This window comes from Tessaracoccus sp. OH4464_COT-324 (genome assembly GCF_003932855.1).
Classification (GTDB): Bacteria; Actinomycetota; Actinomycetes; order Propionibacteriales; family Propionibacteriaceae; genus Arachnia.
The window spans coordinates 62,842-81,539 of record NZ_RQYZ01000003.1; the positions used below are offsets into that span (position 1 = coordinate 62,842).

Annotated in this window: 12 protein-coding genes and 1 CRISPR repeat array (1 of these 13 running past the window's edge); all 12 genes read right to left on the bottom strand. The window is 67.8% G+C overall.

Translation table 11 applies throughout. The features are described from left to right. A CRISPR array of direct repeats spans positions 1 to 1,410; the repeat unit is 37 nt; unit sequence GTTTCAATGCACTTTGTCGTGCGGGGTCATCGTTGAC (it extends 711 nt beyond the left edge of the window). Between the two features lie 234 nt (positions 1,411 to 1,644). Further along, complete coding sequence (locus EII42_RS03135) at positions 1,645 to 2,088, bottom strand: hypothetical protein (RefSeq protein WP_125170666.1); 444 nt, start codon at positions 2,086 to 2,088, stop codon at positions 1,645 to 1,647. Then, positions 2,081 to 3,367 (bottom strand): RAMP superfamily CRISPR-associated protein, encoded by a 1,287-nt coding sequence (locus EII42_RS03140; RefSeq protein WP_125170667.1) that lies wholly within the window; start codon positions 3,365 to 3,367, stop codon positions 2,081 to 2,083. The genes EII42_RS03135 and EII42_RS03140 overlap by 8 nt, the downstream gene beginning before the upstream one ends. Beyond that, complete coding sequence (locus EII42_RS13745; RefSeq protein ID WP_305000351.1) at positions 3,364 to 4,656, bottom strand: type III-B CRISPR module-associated Cmr3 family protein; 1,293 nt, start codon at positions 4,654 to 4,656, stop codon at positions 3,364 to 3,366. Before EII42_RS13745 ends, EII42_RS03140 begins: the two co-directional genes overlap by 4 nt. Next, positions 4,656 to 5,207, bottom strand: coding sequence for an RAMP superfamily CRISPR-associated protein (locus EII42_RS03150; RefSeq protein WP_125170669.1), 552 nt, complete (start codon positions 5,205 to 5,207; stop codon positions 4,656 to 4,658). The genes EII42_RS13745 and EII42_RS03150 overlap by 1 nt, the downstream gene beginning before the upstream one ends. Continuing rightward, complete coding sequence (locus EII42_RS03155; protein WP_125170670.1) at positions 5,208 to 6,644, bottom strand: hypothetical protein; 1,437 nt, start codon at positions 6,642 to 6,644, stop codon at positions 5,208 to 5,210. It abuts the gene before it with no gap. Beyond that, a complete protein-coding gene (locus tag EII42_RS03160; RefSeq protein WP_125170671.1) occupies positions 6,641 to 8,848 on the bottom strand; it encodes an RAMP superfamily CRISPR-associated protein in 2,208 nt (735 codons plus the stop codon). Before EII42_RS03160 ends, EII42_RS03155 begins: the two co-directional genes overlap by 4 nt. Before the next feature lie 36 nt (positions 8,849 to 8,884). After that, a complete protein-coding gene (locus EII42_RS03165) occupies positions 8,885 to 10,654 on the bottom strand; it encodes an SAVED domain-containing protein (RefSeq protein ID WP_125170672.1) in 1,770 nt (589 codons plus the stop codon). A 1,444-nt stretch (positions 10,655 to 12,098) separates the two neighbouring features. Continuing rightward, on the bottom strand, positions 12,099 to 12,995 hold the full coding sequence (locus tag EII42_RS03170; RefSeq protein ID WP_125170673.1) for a nucleotidyl transferase AbiEii/AbiGii toxin family protein: 897 nt from the start codon (positions 12,993 to 12,995) through the stop codon (positions 12,099 to 12,101). Further along, positions 12,992 to 13,549, bottom strand: a complete 558-nt coding sequence (locus EII42_RS03175) for a type IV toxin-antitoxin system AbiEi family antitoxin domain-containing protein (protein WP_125170674.1) — start codon at positions 13,547 to 13,549, stop codon at positions 12,992 to 12,994. Before EII42_RS03175 ends, EII42_RS03170 begins: the two co-directional genes overlap by 4 nt. A gap of 279 nt (positions 13,550 to 13,828) precedes the next feature. Further along, positions 13,829 to 14,899, bottom strand: coding sequence for an SDR family NAD(P)-dependent oxidoreductase (locus tag EII42_RS03180; RefSeq protein WP_233558259.1), 1,071 nt, complete (start codon positions 14,897 to 14,899; stop codon positions 13,829 to 13,831). Continuing rightward, a complete protein-coding gene (locus EII42_RS03185) occupies positions 14,896 to 16,236 on the bottom strand; it encodes a PHP domain-containing protein (protein WP_125170675.1) in 1,341 nt (446 codons plus the stop codon). The genes EII42_RS03180 and EII42_RS03185 overlap by 4 nt, the downstream gene beginning before the upstream one ends. After that, positions 16,236 to 18,695: a thiamine pyrophosphate-dependent enzyme gene (locus tag EII42_RS03190; RefSeq protein ID WP_125170676.1), complete on the bottom strand. Its 2,460-nt coding sequence runs from the start codon at positions 18,693 to 18,695 to the stop codon at positions 16,236 to 16,238. Before EII42_RS03190 ends, EII42_RS03185 begins: the two co-directional genes overlap by 1 nt. Positions 18,696 to 18,698 lie beyond the last annotated feature (3 nt).

The following is an 18,698-nucleotide window of genomic DNA, read 5'->3' on the forward strand; positions in this document are numbered from 1 at the left end:
TCCCGGGCTGGTTTCAATGCACTTTGTCGTGCGGGGTCATCGTTGACGGGAGGTTACTTTCCTCTACCGCGGGATCAACCGTGTTTCAATGCACTTTGTCGTGCGGGGTCATCGTTGACATGAGCGAGCCGATGACGCGAGCAGAGGTGCTAGGTTTCAATGCACTTTGTCGTGCGGGGTCATCGTTGACCCAAAGGGGCAGCCGCTCGGAACCGCCGCGATGTTTCAATGCACTTTGTCGTGCGGGGTCATCGTTGACACCAGCGAGAGCTTCATCCAGATCCTCGTCCGACGTTTCAATGCACTTTGTCGTGCGGGGTCATCGTTGACGCGGGTCCACGGTCACCAAGTGGCCCTGGAAGGTTTCAATGCACTTTGTCGTGCGGGGTCATCGCTGACTTAAATACTATTTTCTTTGCTGATCTGCGATTAGTTTCAATGCACTTTGTCGTGCGGGGTCATCGTTGACGGATGCGAACGCATTCAAAAGGCCCTGCCCTACCTGTTTCAATGCACTTTGTCGTGCGGGGTCATCGTTGACACCAGCCGCCCGAGCACCCCTGACGGTTGGGGGTGGTTTCAATGCACTTTGTCGTGCGGGGTCATCGTTGACCGCGGTCCTCGCTGGAGTGGTGGTCGGACTGTGCGTTTCAATGCACTTTGTCGTGCGGGGTCATCGTTGACGACTGATGTCCACCATGTCGCTGACCATCATCGCGTTTCAATGCACTTTGTCGTGCGGGGTCATCGTTGACAGGCGGTCCAGGCACTCCTCCCTGAGGGCTGCGCCGTTTCAATGCACTTTGTCGTGCGGGGTCATCGTTGACCTCAACAGCGTGCTTTAAGTCAATGCCAATTTTTTTGGTTTCAATGCACTTTGTCGTGCGGGGTCATCGTTGACCTTAGGGTTCCAGTGAGCTTCATCGCCTGGTTTGAGGTTTCAATGCACTTTGTCGTGCGGGGTCATCGTTGACTCGCCCAGGCGAGCGGTCGGCGAGCAGGGCGCTGGTTTCAATGCACTTTGTCGTGCGGGGTCATCGTTGACTCGAATGCGAGAAGATCCGGATCAATCGCCTGAACGGGTTTCAATGCACTTTGTCGTGCGGGGTCATCGTTGACCTGGGATCGAGGTCGATTGGTACCGCTCCGGAAACGTTTCAATGCACTTTGTCGTGCGGGGTCATCGTTGACGGGAGTAATTACCGCGCATGGCTTGCGGGCAACCGGTTTCAATGCACTTTGTCGTGCGGGGTCATCGTTGACTAGAGCGCATCCTTGGTAAGGATGAGGTCCCATTCAGTTTCAATGCACTTTGTCGTGCGGGGTCATCGTTGACTTCTGGGCGTCTCCGCGCCCCAACTGGCGGAGCTTCTGTTTCAATGCACTTTGTCGTGCGGGGTCATCGTTGACAGTACCCTAAAAATTGGTCGCCTGACAAGGTTCTTTGCAGGCCGGTTGCACACACGGCCTGCGTGTTGCCTCGTCGGCATGGTGGTGCACCTCCTGAAACGTGCGTATCCCCTTGTCAGACTGCATACACACTCGATGGCATTCTGGCCGAACCCCGACTCAGGTTTCCCCAAGTACCGGATAGTTGGTGGGGCGAGCAGCCGTCGAGGATGCTGGGCCCCACCGCGCACCACTCTACCGGCCGGGGGTGGCGCCCGTCTCTGCTTTTCCGGGCTCTCCGCAGTAGAAGGTGAGCGGCATCCGCTCGGTTTCACCCACCCACACGCGGTACTCCCACAGCCGGGGCTCCGGCCCGCCTGCGCGGAAGGATCGCCCGGCCTCTGCGGAAATCTTTCCGCTGTCTGTGGCCCAAAGCTGCACCTCCGCCAGGTCGTTCTCCGCGGGCCGCGCCACCATCGCGCCCACGTAGCGCCCGGGGAGGGCGTCGTCGGCACGGATCCGCAGCAGTGCAGTGTCGCTCCACGCCCAGATGTGCGACAGCTGGGTGGGCTCCTCGGCGGGCAGCTCGTCGCCCCGCCGCAGGCCGCCCTCCGCCATGCTGAGCCACAGCCACTGCGTCATCTCCAGCGCGCGAATACCGTCCCAGGTGAGCTCCGTCAGCGCCTTCACCTCACTCATTGTCGTCCCCTTCCATCGTCGGGTGATAGTTGTCCAGCGCCGCCGCCAGCTCGGCCACGTCCACGGCGCGCAGCCCGTCAAACAGACCCGGCTCGCGCACCTCCACCCAGCCGTAGCCGCGCGAGCCCATGCCGCCGACGGAGGCGAGGCCGTCGTGCAGGTCGCGCAGCACGTGCCCGACGAGGTTCGCCACCGCCGCCGGGGCCTCGCCATCCTCCCAGCGCCAGCAGAAATCCAGCTCGGTGCCTGGCGGCGCCGACTCCGTCGAATACGTGGCCCCGTGGCGCACGCCGCCAGTAAACCGGTCGATCGCGATGTGGGTGCGTTTCTTCGGCGCCCGCACCCGAAGCGCAGACTCCCCAAACCACAGCATTCCGCGGCCGAGCTGCTGACTACCAAAGAGCACATCGATGATGCCCTGCGCCCGCTCCCCGGTGCAGCCGAGCGCACCCAGGATGTATTCCACGCGATGCCGGAAAACACCCTTCCAGGAGCTTCCCGGGACCAGAAACTCGTCCGCGCGGCGGCGCAGCGCGGGCAGCGGCTTCCCCGATTCGACGCGCTTACCCGTGCCCACCCGCAGCGGTTCGCGCACCACTAGCGGTACCCGCCGCCAGCCGCCGCCAGCCTCGACGCCCCGCCGCTCGCTCCACGCGCAGCCCGCGACCGCCGTCGGGTTCGCGTACCAGGCGCGCCGGTCGCCCAACCAGAAATCGAGCCCGGCCACGTCGCCCAAATCCACGCTCAGCGCGGCCACCCGCAGCACCCGCGTCTGCCCCAGCCCGGTACCCCGGCCTCGCCCCAGGCTCGGATGCCAGCAGGCCAGGGCGTCGAGCAGCGCCTCATCCTGCTCGCCCTCCTGCTCGAACGCGACGATCACCCGCCTCGGCGCGGCCCACTCGTAGGTGCGCAGCGAGCCGCCCTTCGCGGCGCCCCGTCGGCTGTCCACGGCGGTGGCGCCCGCGTTCGAGATCGGCTCCCCCGGGCACTCGCCCAGCACGCAGCCCAGCACCGCCAGGCGGCTGCGCTCCAGCTCGTTACCCCGACCGGTTTCCTCGAAACCCTCCGGGCTGCGGCCCAGCCACGTCTCGGCCCGCCCGCCCAAATGGGCGCGCAGCGATCCCGCCACCGACGCGCCCGGCAGCCAGGGCTCGCCCGTCAGCGGGTTGCGCACCACGGGCAAATCGATGTCGAAAACGTCTGTGGACATGCCCCCCATCGCCCAGCGGGACAAGAACTCCAGCTCGACCGCGATCAACGTGTACTTATTCTCGGTCATTTGCTGCCCTCCAACGCCACGATCACGTCCTTGAAATCCTTACGCTTGAACAGCCCGAGGATGTCTTGCCACACGTCCTCCGGCAGTTGTTTGGCCCACGGCTTCTCCCGCTCCTGCCGGAGCCTGCTGCTCTTCCGCGCCGCGGCGGGCCCGCGCAGCGCGCCCTGCAGGTGGCGCGCCAGGTCCCGCAGATTGCTGCGCACCGCCTCCCTCTTCTCCGCCGGCACCCGCCCCAGGATGTCCGTCACCTCGTCCCGCACCGTCCGCTGCTCAACCACCGGGCGCGACGCGGCCGCGGGGGCCGGAGGCGCGTCGGCGGCGCGCTCCGGGGCCAGCGGGGCCGGCCAGGTGATGGGCTCGTCGGCGACGTGCAGCAGCACCGCGCCGAAACCCTCCGCCCGGCGCACACCCAACCCGTCGGCCAGCGCCGCCAGCGTCTGCTCGTCCGCGGTGAACACCGCCGCGCTGCCCGCGTCCAGCGCCCACTCCTTCGGCTTCGGTATGCCCGCGCGCCCGTGCCAGCCGCCCACCACGACGGGGCGCGTCGCCACCCGCTCCACGTGCACCTCACCGCCGACGCGCCCGGCCACCGCCTTGATCGCCGACTCCAGGTCGAGGCTGTTGGCGCCCACCTCGTCGAGCAGGATGATGGGCTGCAACGCCACCAACTCGATGCGCTCGCCGCTGCTGGGCAGCGGGAACGGGTCCTCCACCCGCTCAGCCCACCACTCGCACCGACCCAGCACCGACAGCTGACCGCCCACCGACACCCTGCGCCGCCGCAGCAGCCAGTCCAGCTCCTGCGTGCTCACATCGTCGGACACCTGAAGCAGGCCCCGGAACACCACGTCCTTGCGGGCGGCGCGACGCGTGAACAGCTGCCCCTCCTTCGCGACGCCCCGCTCCAGCGCGGTGCGGGTGGTGGCGGCCAGCCAGCCCTCGGGCACGTGCCAGCCGCGCCCACCCACCCGGCCAACTCCCGCCGGCTCCGGCTCAAAACGCGCCTCCTCGCCCACGGGCGGGTACTTCTCGGCGCTCCAGGTCATGGGCCTCAGCTGCGCGCATTCGCCCCCGCGGAACGGCAGCGCGGCATGCACGCGCAGCCGCCGCACGAACAGCCGATCGAAGGCCGCCTGATCGCCCTGGCCCTCCACCCACCACGCGCTGGCCAACGCCCCGCGCGGCACACTGCCCGGCAGCACGTCGTGCACGGCCTTGTCGAACGACACCTCGCCGCCCCGACCCGCCGACACCATGCTGCGCGGCCTCAACTCGTATCGCAGCCACATCACTTCCGCGCCTCCTCCATCGCTTCCGCAAACCCCTCGGGCCGCTCACCCGAAACCCGCACCCAGCCGAAGCCGCGCAGCCGCGACTCGCCCAGCGCCGTGATGCTCGCCGCCGACGCGTACAGCACCGCGCGATGCACCCGCAGCCGGTCCTCGGCGATCCGGCCCATCCGCTCGACGATGAACCCCGCCCTACGCGACCACAGCACCTCCGCGAACCGCAGGAAGCCCCGCCGGGCGCGACCCCGCTCGTCGACGCTCACCTTCACCGAAGGCCCCAGCTCCCAGCGGGACTGGCCGTCGCCGGCGTCGGTGAGCACACCGTCGGACCACGCCCACGGGCAGCGCACCGCCCGCGAGCCAAACACTTCCTCGACCACCGCCGGCGGCAGCCCCAGCACCTCGGCCGCCTGGGCGCGCATCAGGCCCTTCAAGCCCGTGGCGGGCAGCGGGTTGTCCAGGTTCACCGGCGCGTCCATGCCCGACGTCGGTGCGCCCCCGCCCACCCGGAAGGGGCCGTGGAACTCGATCTCAAATCTCAACTCCATCATTCACTCCTCGCCCCGACGTCGATCGTCGTCCCCGTCCACCGGCACATCCGGCCACCACCTAGCCCGCGACAGCAGCGCCGCCAGCTCCCGCGGCTTCGGCGGCTGCTCGCCGAGCGTGTTGCCGGTGCGTTTCGTCCACTGCCGCACCTTCTCGTCGGCCTCCGTCAGTCCGCTGCGCAGAATGGTGCCCAGCGTGCCCCGCGCGGACGCGCCCAGCCGGAACACGGCGCAGGGTTCGCCGTCCAGCTCAGCCTGGGCGTCGGCCACGGTGATGGTGTAGCACTCGTCCTCGGCCGCGGTGAGATCCACCCAGCCGATGGCCGACTCCCCGCCGCGCGTGCAGCGTTTCGCCGCCGCCAGCGCCCGGTGCGCGGCCTGGGTGGTGCGGCCGATCGGGTGCGACTCGCGCGCAAACGCGATCCCAATGCCCAGCCCCAGCCGGCTCACGGCGGCCCGCACCTTCTCGTCCGCGCCCGAGCTGTCGTCGCTCAGCCTCTCCCGCAGCCCCTCGAAATGTTTGCCCAGCTCCGCCGCAAACCGCCAGGCCAGCGGCGCGGGCACCGACAGCAGCACGTCGTCGCCGCCCACGTAGTGCGGGGCGACGATCTTCGTCTCCGGCTGCCCGCCCGGGGGCTCGCACGCCCGGGCCGCCGCGACGACGGCTTCCTTGGTCTGCTCATCCAGCAGCCGCACCGCGACCTCGCGCAGCCGGGCGTCGCCGCTTTCGGAGATGACGCGGAACAGCTCGCCGATGCCGTTGCCGTCGGCCGCGACGGTGGCCAGGTGGCCGCGCGAGTCCCTGCGCCCGACGGCGTACACGCCCTCCGTGGTGGTGCGGGCCAGCTGGTCGAACTCCTTCGGCCACTCGCCCGGGATCTCGGCCCAGTCCCTGCGCCGCCGCCCGTCCCGCTGCTGCACGTTCCTCCGCTGCTGCTCCTGGTAGGCCCTATGCCGCTGCGCGCACGACAGGCCCGCCCGGGCCGGGGGCTCGTCGCCGTGGGTGATGCTCTCCACCGCAGGCTCCAGGCCGCAGAAGGCGCACGTCTGCACCAGGCCCAGCTCCGGCAGCGCGGGCCGCGACGCCAGCCACCGCCCGCCCCCGTTTCGGATGTAGGCGTGCGAATAGTCGTCGCCCTCCGCGAGCCACGCCTCCCATTCCAGGCCGACGACGGCGCGCTCCAGGTGCGCCAGCACCGCCCGGCAGGCGGCCTCCAGCGGGGCACGCTGGGCGCACTCCAGGGCGACCACACCGTCGATGTCCCCGGCCGCCCCCGCCAGCCGCACGGCCGGGTGGGCGCTGAGCACCTCCGTTATCCGTTCGGCGCTGGTCTGCTCGCTAAGCAGCGCCGAGCCGCCGCGCACCAGGAAAAGCTTGTTCGCCGTCCGCGCCAGCCACGACTGAATGTGCACGGCGCCGATCCCCGCGTAGTACGTCATCGGTTCCTCCCCTTCCTCGACTGCTCCTGCCGCTTCTGCTGCTCCTGCCCCTTCCGCTGCTTCTTCCACCGGATTCGCTGGGGCTTGTCCGCTTCGGGCAGCGGGGTCCACCTGCGTTCCGTCTTGGTGAGCCTCTCGCCGTCGTTTTCCTTGAAGAAAGAGAAGCTCTCCGCGAACTCCTTCGTGCCGAACTGCCGCCAGTCCGCGCCCGGTGGGTAGCTGACCAGCGGCTCGTCGTCGCCCAGCGCGCCAATGGCGAGCAGCTTGAACAACGACCGCCAATGCCCGATGCTGCCGATCCGTTCCCGCAGCGCGACGATGTCCTTCTGGGTGAGCTCGCCGGGCTCCGTCGCCGGCCGCGGGGCCGAGCCGTAGCGGTCGGCCACCTCAGTGACGGTGGCGGACGTGATCCGGGGCACGACGGTGCCCAGCCCGAGCGGCTTGCCGCCGCCCAGGTGGGTGGCGAGCCGGGCCCCCACCAGCGCGGAACCCTGCTCGTAAATCCTGCCCTGCACCCACTTCAGCAGGTTGGGATCCACCGCCGCCATCAGCGCCTGCACGGCGTAGCGTGGGAGCCGGTCGAAGGTGATGGTGCCCAGAAGCCGCGTGCGCTGGCCGTTGCCTTCCGGCCAGACGAGCAGCGTTTCCTCCGTCGCGAGCGGCTGGCCGGGCGCCTTCTCGTAGCGCGGCTTGGCCGCCTTCGCGCCCAGCTTCTTCCACTCCTTCGCCTGCTTAACGGGGTCGGCGTGCCAATAAAACTTGCGTCCCCTGAGCTGCGCGGCAGGCTTACCCAGCCCCCAGTGCGCCGCGCTGTCCCAGTGCGCGGCCACATCCCCAGGGTCCCGGGTCAGCCCGCCCATCGGCCTGCCCCGCAGGTAGAAGCCCCCCGCGCCCGGCTTCGGGTTGCCGAGCGGGGCGAACTCCTCCACCTGCCGCGTCGGCGGGCCCACCGCCACCGCGGCGGAGAACGCGACGTGGCCCCGGTAGCCCCGGTTCTCGCCGCGACCGGCGTCCTCGCCCGAGGCGTCGATGCTGCCGAACGTGGCGCAGCTGAGGCACAGGCCCGCGCCGTCGTCGCACTCGCACGGCCACACCGCCTGCGGCACCCGCTCGCGCGCCGGCCCCTTGCTCGCCCGCCGCCAAATCTGCGCCAGGCGCAGCTCCTCAAGCCGGCCCTCCCGCACCTTCGCCCACACCACGTCGCCCGGGAACAGGAAGCCGCTTTGCTGCACCCGATACCCCAGCTTCATGCCCCGGCGCTCCATCACCTTCGGCTTCGCCTTGCCCTGCCACTGGGAGTTGTCGACGCCCGCGCGCACCGCCGACGGCGAGGACGGGTTGCTGAGCTTGCGCCGGTCGTCGCTGCCCGCGCAGGCGTGCCGGAAGTTGTCGAGCGCGCGCCTGTCACCGTCGCTGTCCGGGTCGAAGCGCCACTCCTCGTCGCTCAGCCGGGCCGCCGCCCAGAAGGTGCCCTTCTTGAACCGGGCCCCGACGTCGGTGATCAGGAAGATGCAGCGGTCGATGAAGTCTTCGGCCGACGGCGACTCGCCGCGCAGCTTCTCCTCCACCTGGCGCCGGCTGAAAACGCGTCTCCCGAAGGCCTGGGCCAGTTCGAAACGACGGATCGGGTTTCCTTTGCTGTCGTTGCCGAAACTCTTCTCCTCGGCGTCGTTCAGGTTCAGCTCCACCACGTCACCCGTGGTGGGCAGCTCGCGCTGGCTGTAGCCCGGCAGCCGCAGTAGCGCCCGCGCCTCGACGAACGTGGAGTCCTCGCCCAGCAGCATCCGCGTGGGCAAGCCGTCCCTCGCTTCGAGCACGAGCGACAGCCGCCAAAACTCGTCCTCCGCCTCGGTCCACGACTGGGCGGGCAACCGGTAGCCGGGGACGTGGTCCCCGTCGAAGATGCGCAGGCAGCCGTTGAACATCGTCTCGTGCAGGCTACGCACCGCGCCCTTGATGCTGGAGCCCGGCACGCGTACCGTGCGCGAGCCCTCGTCCCACCACTCGGCCTTCGTGTCCCCCGACGGCAGCTTCAACGGGGTTTGCAGCTCCCACTCCACCTCCAGCTTGCCGCAGTAGAGCGGCTCGCCGTCCTCGGTCGTCGGCTCCCCAACATGCCCCCAGGGTTTGAGCCGGTTAACCTCAGCGGGCAGCGGCACGAAGTTGTAGGGGTTGACGAAATCGCCGTGATCCAGGCTAAGCATGTCTGCCTCCCTCCAGGCTGGCCAGGTTGCGTATCCTCATTGCTCTGAACCGTCCTTCCTTGCTTCTTTGCCGCAGGTCGTAGCGAAAAAACGCAGCAGGTTGTCGGGGTCGGCTGCGAAACGCGCCAGGCCGCGCGCCCCCAGGATCTGCCCGGCGTCGTCGCGCACCTCCCCATACGGGAAGTAGAAGTCCCGCCGCGACGAGTGGGCCGCCGTGATCCGCGGCACGATGTACCCCTCGCCGGCGACGTAGGGCGGCTCCCCGCAGACGCCGCCCTCGACGATCTCCGTCACCGGGACGGCCACGCCGCCGAAGGTGAGCGGCTCGTCGCTGCGCCGCTCCTCCGCGACGCGCAGCGCCGCACCCTCCCCCGGCCGAGGCCACTCCAGCACCACCTGGTCGTCGCGGTAGATCCGCAGGGCGTGCAGGGTGAGGTTGGTGAGTTTCGCGGGCGGGGCCGCGCGATCGTCGGCGTTCTCCGGCTGGCAGAACACCTCCGTGATGGGGCCGCCCGGCTCGCCCGGCTGGCAGCGGATCACCGGGTGGTACCGCTTCCCCGAGGCCCCCACCTCCCGGCCCAGCTCGTAGAGCACGCAGTTCAGGGTGTTGGTGCGGCTGCCCACCAGCGCCGTCAACGCCACCGGGCCACTGTAGACGATGTGCAGCTCCCGCTCACCAAACGCGCCGAGCGTACGCAGCTTCTCGCCGAACTCCTTAGCCAAGGCCGCGCCCGCCGACGCCGGGATGGTGCCCTGCTCCTCTCCGCGCTTCGTCGACAGCTTCACCAGCTCCGCCCCCAACTCAGCACGCAACCGCTCGACCGGGGCTCCGCTGCCCTCATCGCCGTGGCGCAGCCACACCACCACGGGCTTCCGCACCTCCGCCGGCGCCTCAGCGACGCAGGCGGAGGCCTGCTCGACGTGCCAACCGTCCGCCGCCGACGCCCCGGCCTGCTCGCCCCAAACCTCGCCGTTCAAATCCCGAACCGTCAACTTTTTAAACCGGGTGATGGGCAACGCGGCCCCCAACGCCCACAGCAGGCTGAAATGCCCACCGCCGACCAGCTCAACCTGCTGCACCCCCTGCGCGTACAGCGCGTCCACCAGCAGCGGCAAGGTTTGCTGCAGCGAGCGGTAGCCCACCTCCTCCGGCACCCCGGTGGCCTTGCTCTGCCGCAGCCGCACCATGAGGTCGTAGGCCCCCTCCTGGGCTGTGGGGCCCGACCACCGGCTGCTCGCGTCCGGCGCGGGACGAGTCTGCGTCTGAATCACCATCTTCTTCTGCTGCCGAACCGCCTCACTGTTCTTCACGCGCTCGCGCAGCAGGTCCGCAATCAGTTGACGCAACTCGTGGTTGCCCGGGATCAGCGCGTACTGTTTGAGGTCGCTCAGCTTGGGCTCGCCGTGGTCCTCGCCGTTGGGCGCCAACAACCTGCCGGGCGCGTGCACGTCGATGCCCAAGCCGTCCTCGCCAGCAATGGTGTTCAGGATAAGCAGTTTGAAACCGTTGTCCTGGCGCTCCAGTTCCCGAAGCGCGGGCAGCTCGTGGCGGGGCACAAATTCGCTGTTGCCCAGTTCCGGCGTGACGATGAGGATCGCCGCCGAGATGCCCGCGGCGAACGCGTCGCGCACCCGCACCGCCGTCTCCCCCGGCGGCAGATCGACGATGTCCCGCCACGGCGCGAGCCCCGCCGAACGCAGATACGTGTCCAGCAGCATCGCGTAGCGGTGACCGTCGCTGCGCCGATAGGAAATGAAAACCGGCCCCTCGGGGTCGTAATACGCCTTCTCCGCCTTGGTGTTCAACGAACCCGCCTCCCGCCGCGCCGTCGCGGCACAACTGACGCTAGCGAAACCAGCCGGCGCCCGGGACCGCCCAACCGAGAATGAACAATCGGATTGACCACTGCTCGCCAAACCCCAGCTCCGGCCCCAAAAGCCGCAGGCGGGGCTGCGAACACCATGATCCAACTCCTTGTCTTGAAAACGATTGATGAGGGACGACTCTCCGCCCGCCCCTGCCCGCCGTCAGCTCCGCCGGCCGAACCGACGACCGCCAGCCCAAGCGGGGCAGCCGCCGTCAGGAGCAGCTGCCCCAGTGACAGCCGTGCTGATCAACAGGAGTGCCCCGCTTGATCGTCTCATTGCACGAGCAGCAGCGGACCTCCGTCTCGATCACCTTTTCCTGACAAGCACAGGACATCGTCGTCTCCCATCAACTCGGTCACCCTCTACTGACGGACAGAACACCCGCGACCCGACGGCCCGGAGACACAACCCGAGGGCGAACTTCAGCACCCACCACGCGCCCATCTGTTCGCCCGTGCTCTGGCCGCTCGATCAATCCAACGATCTGCCCGCCCGATCCGCACGCCTGCCGGAGGTGACGCATCTGAGGTTTCGTGCCGTTCCGGTGCGAATTCTTTCTCTTGGGCGGTAATAGCGTGGGTTCAAGCAGCCGTTGCACCACCTTGATCTGGAGGGTGTGAGCGATGGGGAGAACTCGAAGATGGTCGCCAATTCCCGACTGCGTGGCTAAGCCCGAGGCAGGCTTTCCAGAAAGGTCGCCCGGTCCGACGGCGCTGCCGTCGGGGGACGCGATGCGCTCAAGCGTGAGCCGGTGGCCTGCCTACGCACCAGCCGGGGGCTCAGGTCCCCAGGAAGCGATCTCTCAACAGAGCACCGAGACCGCAGATCGGGCCGTTCCCGGGTTGCGTTCCGCGAGAATGTACGGTCACTGGCCTCGGTCGAGTCGAAGGCCTTTATCGCCAAACTGGCTGATGTTTTCCCTCCTGCCCTTCATATGTAAGAAATCGTGGTTGCCTAGTCTGACATTGAAAGAGGCTGAGATACCGCTTATCGCGTTATCGCGCATCAGCAGAAACTAGGCGTGGGTACGATTTCTGCGTCGAGTCAGCGGCATCCAGACACTTGCGTCGAAGACGGAGGCAGCGGTCGCCTCACAAGTTGTGTGTCATCCCGAGCGTCGACACACTATAGATAAGGTGTGCCCCCGTGTCGCACTTATTCTTCTTCGACAACAGCGAAGATCGGCTGTCTGAACCCGTCTGGCCGAATCACTCACAAGCTAGCGTCTCGGAACCCTCCGGGCAGTATCGTTCGCTGCGTTTACTCAAGCTCTCGGTATCACAAGGTAACCAGAGTGCCTATGGACGGGCGTTCGACTCGGAGGTGGATTTTGGGTTCGGAGTTTTCCTCACGCCTTCGTGAAGTAGGCGTTGAGTGCGCGCTACTCGCCTGTCTTACGGAAGAGACCCCGCGGGCGGGCAAGATCATGCTGGGGCTCGGAGCGGAAGATTGGGTCGACGAACTCCGCAACCAGCGCGACCTGGTCGTCGAGTTGGACTTCGCAGAGGTCTTCGAGATGTTCCTTGCGGCGCCACGCAGCCCACTTCGCCTGGCCAATGGAGCCATAGCCTTCCAGGTGGGGCCCGACTGGTTCCAGAGTCACACCGCGGTACCGGGCGACGGCTTCGGCAGATCGTCGCAGCTCGCTTGGGTCAAAGCCTTGGCGGCAGAGCTGCACGATGTCGACGTAGTCGCGCCACCGGGTGCTGGTGATGCCGCGTTCCAGGATGGCGACGGCCTTCTCGGCGATCGTGGTCTCTGCCGCGTACCCCAAGAATTGCAAGGGCTCACCCAGTACCCGTTCGATAGTGACCCGTCGCGGGGCCGGAACGATCGGGTCGCCGGTGGAGACATCCCAAGCAGCGGTGCCCCTCCAAGGACCGATCGCTGCCTTCACGCGCACCCGGAAGCCGGGATAATCAACGGACTCTCGAATCTCCTGGACGCCGACGCTCCCGACGTCGAACGTAACCCCATCATCGGTTGGCACTGCAGCGAGTTGCGCCACAATCTTTCGGAGATGCTCTGGTGTGACATCGGTGCTGATCGCATTCGCGTCAACGTCCTTGGTTGGCCGCCGAACACCGTAGGCCGCGAGCAGAATGCCACCCTTGAGCACAAAGTCTTGGCCGTGCTCGGTACCGCTGAGACGGCCCAGAAACGATTCGAGCAGATGCCGAACCAGATACTCCTGGGTGGGGGCCGGGCCGCCAGTCCGGCTTGCCGTCGACCGCGCCTTAACTTGCAAGGACTTGAACACCTCCTCCCCCCGCGTCATGACAATGCCTCCAGGGCTCGGAGGACCGGCGCTTTCGCGCGGGGGAGTTGTAGAGCCATCTGCATCAGGTGGTTGGGCTTCCCGCCACGACGCAGCCACTCCTTGAGCGCATCGCGTGCGATCTCGTAGCCAAGGTGGCCGCGCAGGCGGAAGGCGTCGGCGATGCAGCGTTCGGGAGAGTAGATCCCGATCGACAGGTCGCTGCCCTCGATCGAGATCTCGTCGCGTCCGACGCCGAACGTGGCCGCATCGAACTGGTGCCAGGTGATCGCTTGCTCAGTGGCGGGGGAACGCGAGCCCCGGGGGATCGCGACGTCAAGCGTGTCGGGGATCACGTCAATCAAGTCATGGTGGGCGAGCGCCGAAGTGAGGCAGATCGTCGCGTCGGGTCGACGCGTGGCGGCCTCGATCAGGTTCCAGTCAGAGGCCGGTGCATCCGTGGGCAGGTAGATTCCGCGCGCTATTCGGGTGAGGTCGCCAGCGTTGGCGGCCCGGTAAAGACCGGCGCGCGACAACCCCGACCGGGTTGCGGTCGAAGGCGTGATGGGGGCCATGGTGCCACCTCCAGAAAGCGTGAGACGAAACGTCCATAGATAAGGTTAGCTGACTGCACTTCGTTCTACCATGGCCTAGCGTGCTCCCCGTGGAGATCACGTAAAACTCGCGTCAAACGCCCGTGACCGGCCTCAACCGCCCAAGCAGAATCGGAACGAGATGTCGCGCGTCCACGGACGCGTCACCAACGCCCCGACCACCCGACGTGGCGCGGCTGAGCGGGAAACAAAACTGGGGGCGACCCACAATCGGGCCGCCCCCAGCAAGTGCAAGCACGCTCAGCTGCTGAGCATCACCTGACCGCCCGTCACGGGCACGGCCTGACCGGTCTCGTACTCCTGCTCCACCAGGTAGTACACCGCCTTCATCACGTCGGCGCCGAACGTGCCGCGGCGCATCGGCACCTTCGACTCGTAGTGTCGGCGCACATCCTCGACGCTCTGCGCGCCCGGCACCTTCCCGGAGCGCCAGTACTGCACGAACAGGCCCTTCACCGGGTCCGACCACAGCGGCCCGTCGAGGAAGTTGCCCGGGCAGATCGCGTTGACCTTGATCCGGTAGTCCACCAGCTCCAGCGCGAAGCTCTGCACCAGCCCGATGCCGCCGAACTTGGATCCGGCGTAGGCGCCGTTGCGGTTCGATCCCTCCAGGCCCGACTTCGAGTTGATCTGGATGATGTCCGTCGACCACTCCGGCGCGAAGCGGTGCTGCTCGCGCAGAATCCGGCCCAAATGCTTCGTGACCAGGAAGAACGCCACATAGTTCACGTCCGTGGACAGCTCGAACTCGGCGAGCGACTGCTCCAGCACCGACCCGGCCCTAGCGATGCCCGCGTTGGAGACCACCAGGTCGAGGCCACCCGTCGTCTCGACGACGGTGCGGGCCATCTGCTCCACCGACTCCTCGTCGGCCACGTTCACCTTCACCGGGGTGGCGCGCTGACCCAGCTCGGCGGCCAACTTCTCGGCCCCGTCCAGGTTCAGGTCGGCGATGAACACCCACGCCCCCGACGCGTGCAGCGCCCGGACGATCTCCTCGCCGAAGCCCTGCGCACCGCCGGTGACCAGCGCCACCCGCCCGGCCACGACGCCCGAGCGCCGAACCGCCCAGCCGGCCTCCTTCAGCCGCGGATCGATGGCGTGCAGTGCGCCCGCGAGCACATCCGCCCGCACAACCTGCTCCTCGCCGTCGCCCGCCACCTTGATGATCGCGGGCAGCGTCAGGCCTTCCGGCAGCCCATCCTCGACGGTGAACGTCGCCGTCGGCTCGTCCTCGCTGGGCTCCACGATCACGGGCAGCCCGAATCGTTCGATCAACGCGCCGCGCAGCTGCGGCAACAACATGTTCATTTCGTCTCCAATTCCTCAACGAGTTCACCCACCGGCTCGCCCGCGACGATGCGTCGCCCGAGCGCGCCGTAGCGCGTCACGCGCTCCAGCAGCGGCCGATCCGCCAGCGGATTGTCCGCGCTCAACAGGCCCAGGCGGGGCTCCTGCGCCAGCACCTCGTGCGCCACCAACGCCCACGTCGACGTGTTGAGGTGCGCGAAGCGTTCCTCGCCCAGCTCCGGGCAGTTGAACTGCTGCCGGGGCTGGTTGATGTCCACGCCCGACACCTCCACCAGTCCGTGCTGCGCGCACAGCCCGGCCAGCCGCTTCAGCTGCTCGGCGGTGTTACGCGGCGGCATGTAGGTGATCGCCGGGAAGCCGAGCTCAGCCAGGAAGACGACCAGCTCGTCGAGGTACTCATCCTCGAACTTCTCCGCCTTCTTGTCGCCAGTGGGCGACGCGGTCACGTCGCCCAGGTAGGCGTAGCACGGGATCGCGCCCACGCTCTTCGCGAACGCGACGACGTCCGCCGCGTCGGGCAGCTCGCCGCCGTCGCACATCCGCTCCGGCTGGATGTAGAACCGGTCCAGGTACTCCGCCTTCAGCACGCCCAGCAGGTCGTAGGCGAGATACCGGTTATCCGCATCGGCGAGCGTGGCGCGCACCTTGTCGGCGAGGCGCAGCCCCATCCGCTCCAGCCCCATAACGAGGCTCTCGCCCCGGCCGAAGCCCTCGATCAGCGCGCCCGCCATCGCGAACAACAGGTGCCGCTCCGTGACCGTCCCGCCGTGCGCCAGCTGGGAGATGCCCAGCACGTCGCGATCGCAATCGACGGTGGGCGCGCCCACGGAGGCGAGGATCTCGTTCGCTGCGGCCGCCATCTTGCGGGTGCGCTCCACGCGCGCCGCCCGGATGGGCGCCAGGAACTCCTCGACGGCGGCGCGGCTGCGCGCGGGAATGCCCTGCACGGTCAGGTACGCCACCCCCTCCGAGTCTGGGTTGTTGAGCTTCACGCCGTCGAAGCGGGCGGTGCCGGCCGCGACCTCGGCCTTGGAGTGCAGCTTCGCGCGGCATTCGAAGCCCGTCACCACGCCCAGCCCGAGCAGCTCACCCGCGGCCCGCATCTCGGCTGCGGCCCCGATGGAGTCGTGATCCACGCTGCCCACCACCGTGAGCCCCGCCTGCCGCCCGCGGAGGCAGGCCATCGTCGGGGTGTAGGGGCTGAAGCTGTAGATGGTGTGGATGTGGTTGTTCGACTCCGTCGTGAACGGGGGCAGGTCGATGCCGCCTGCCACCAGTTCCGCCAGGGCCGCGACGCGCTCCTCCGTCGAGCGCGTCGCGTCGTTGAGCCCGGTCATCAGATGCCCAACCGGTTGCGCCGCAGCAGTTCGCCGTCGGTCTGGTTGGTGGTGGGCACGTGCCCCTCCAGCGGCAGGATGCGCTCGTGGATGGCGTCGATGATCCACTCCGGCTGCGGGAAGTATTCCTTCTCCAGCTCCGCCGCCGGGGTGATGGCGTTGCGGGAGCCGACGACCACCACCGGCGCGTCGAGGGAATCGAACGCGACCGCCTGGATGCGCGAGGCGATGTCGTGCAGGAAGGAGCCGCGGTCCACGGCGTCGGAGGTGAGCACCAGGCGCCCGGTCTTCTTCACCGACTCGATGACGAGGGCCAGGTCGAGCGGGTTGATGAAGCGCAGGTCGATCACCTCGACGCTCAGCCCGTACTCGGCGAGCTTGTCGGCGGTTTCGAGGGCGGTGTACACCGTCGGGCCGATGGCGGCGATGGTGAGGTCGCTGCCCTCGCGGCGCACCACCGGCTGGCCCTCCTCGATCTCGTAGTAGTCGGTGGGCACGCCGTCGGCGACGAACCGCTCCGGCATGTCGTAGAGCTTCTGCGACTCGAAGAACACCACCGGGTCGGTGCCGCGCAGCGCCAGGTTCATCATGCCCTTGGCGTCGTAGGGGCTCGCCGGGTAGTACACCTTGAGGCCGGGGATGTGCGCGACGATGGCCGCCCAGTCCTGCGAGTGCTGCGCGCCGTACTTGGAGCCCACGGACATGCGCATCACCAGCGGCATCTTCAACAGCCCGGCGCTCATCGCCTGCCACTTGGAGGCCTGGTTGAACACCTCGTCGCCGGAGCGGCCCAGGAAGTCGGTGTACATCAGCTCGACGACGGCGCGCCCGCCCGAGAGCGCGTAGCCCACGCCCGCGCCGATGATGGCGGCCTCGGAGATGGGCGAGTTGAACAGGCGGTGCCACGGCAGCAGCTCGGTGAGGCCACGGTAGACGGCGAACGCTCCGCCCCAGTCGCGGTTCTCCTCGCCCCAGGCGGCCATCGTCGGATCCTGGGCGAAGCGGTGCGCCACGGCCTCGAACAGGCCGTCGCGGTAGGCGTAGGCCTTCACCTTGGACACCGGCTTGCCGTTCGCGTCGAGGTGGAAGCGTTCCTTCTTCGCGAGTGCCTTCACGCGGGCGTTGTCCGCCAGCGGCTCCAGCAGCTCGGCCTCACGCTCCGGGTCGAAGCTAGCTACGTTTCCGTTCGAGAACATCACGGTCTCGATGAAGTCCATGTGGACGCGCGGCGACTCGTCCTCATCCTTGGTGGCGATGGCCACCACCTTCGCGAGCCGCTCGACGATGCGGGCCTCGATCTCGTCGACCTCGCCCTGGGTGAGCACCTTGTTCTCCACCAGATACTTGGCGTAGTTGGTGAGGCCGTCGTGGCGCTCCCACAGCTCCGTCTCCTCCTTGGTGCGGTAGCTGGAGGCGTCGGAGGGCGAATGCCCGGAGAAGCGGTAGGTGATGGTGTCGGTGAGCACCGGGCCGCGGCCGGATTCGAGGAGCTTACGCTTGCGCTCGACGGCGTCGGCGACGGCCAGCGGGTTGAGTCCGTCGACGCGCTCGGCGTGCATCGCCTCCGGGTTCACGCCCATGCCGACGCGCGCGAGGATGTCGTAGCCCATCGTCTCGCCGGAGGTCTGGCCGCCCATGCCGTAGAAGTTGTTGAAGAAGTTGAACCACACCGGCGGATTGCCGTTCACACCGTTGTCCCACAGGGTGCGGTACTGGTCCATGGCGGCCATCATCATGGCCTCCCACACCGGGCCGCAGCCCATCGAGGCGTCGCCGATGTTGGCGATGACGATGCCGGGCTTGCGGTTGATGAGCTTGAACAGCGCCGAGCCGGTGGCGACGGTGGCGGAGCCGCCGACGATGGCGTTGTTGGGCATGGAGCCGAACGGGGTGAAGAAGGCGTGCATGGAGCCGCCGAGGCCGCGGTTGAAGCCGGCCTTGCGGGCGAAGGTCTCCGCGACGGTGCCGTAGAAGATGAAGTTCTCGGCCAGCTCGGTGAGGTTGTCGTAGCCCACCTTCTCCGCGAAGGAGAGGGTCTCGCCGTCGAGGAAGCCCTTCATGACGGCCTGCAGCTCCGCCTCCTCATACTTGCGGGCGGCGGAGAAGCACTTCGCGAGGATCTCGCCGTGGCTGCGGTGCGAGCCGAAGATGAAGTCGTCAGGGCCGAGCTGCGACGCCTGACCCACCACCGCAGACTCCTGCCCGATGGAGAGGTGCGCGGGGCCGCGGTGATTGTATTCGACGCCCTGCCACGCGCCGGTCTTCTTGATCGAGTCCAGCATGGACTCGAACTGCCGGACGGCAACCATGTCGTGCAGGATGTCGATCAGCCCCTGGCGGCCGTACTTTTCGAGTTCCTTCTTGAAGTTGGGCTGGTACTGGTTCACCGGGATTTCCGGCGACTGGATGGTCGAAGGCTTGCGAACGTTAGCCGGGTCGACGATGAGCTTCTTGGTCATTGT

Coding starts and splice junctions, on each gene's coding strand:
- EII42_RS03160 (WP_125170671.1), bottom strand. CDS start 8,848: ATGCTTAGCCTGGATCACGGCGATTTCGTCAACCCCTACAACTTCGTG.
- EII42_RS03185 (WP_125170675.1), bottom strand. CDS start 16,236: ATGACCGGGCTCAACGACGCGACGCGCTCGACGGAGGAGCGCGTCGCG.
- EII42_RS03135 (WP_125170666.1), bottom strand. CDS start 2,088: ATGAGTGAGGTGAAGGCGCTGACGGAGCTCACCTGGGACGGTATTCGC.
- EII42_RS03140 (WP_125170667.1), bottom strand. CDS start 3,367: ATGACCGAGAATAAGTACACGTTGATCGCGGTCGAGCTGGAGTTCTTG.
- EII42_RS03180 (WP_233558259.1), bottom strand. CDS start 14,899: ATGAACATGTTGTTGCCGCAGCTGCGCGGCGCGTTGATCGAACGATTC.
- EII42_RS03170 (WP_125170673.1), bottom strand. CDS start 12,995: ATGACGCGGGGGGAGGAGGTGTTCAAGTCCTTGCAAGTTAAGGCGCGG.
- EII42_RS13745 (WP_305000351.1), bottom strand. CDS start 4,656: ATGTGGCTGCGATACGAGTTGAGGCCGCGCAGCATGGTGTCGGCGGGT.
- EII42_RS03150 (WP_125170669.1), bottom strand. CDS start 5,207: ATGATGGAGTTGAGATTTGAGATCGAGTTCCACGGCCCCTTCCGGGTG.
- EII42_RS03155 (WP_125170670.1), bottom strand. CDS start 6,644: ATGACGTACTACGCGGGGATCGGCGCCGTGCACATTCAGTCGTGGCTG.
- EII42_RS03190 (WP_125170676.1), bottom strand. CDS start 18,695: ATGACCAAGAAGCTCATCGTCGACCCGGCTAACGTTCGCAAGCCTTCG.
- EII42_RS03175 (WP_125170674.1), bottom strand. CDS start 13,549: ATGGCCCCCATCACGCCTTCGACCGCAACCCGGTCGGGGTTGTCGCGC.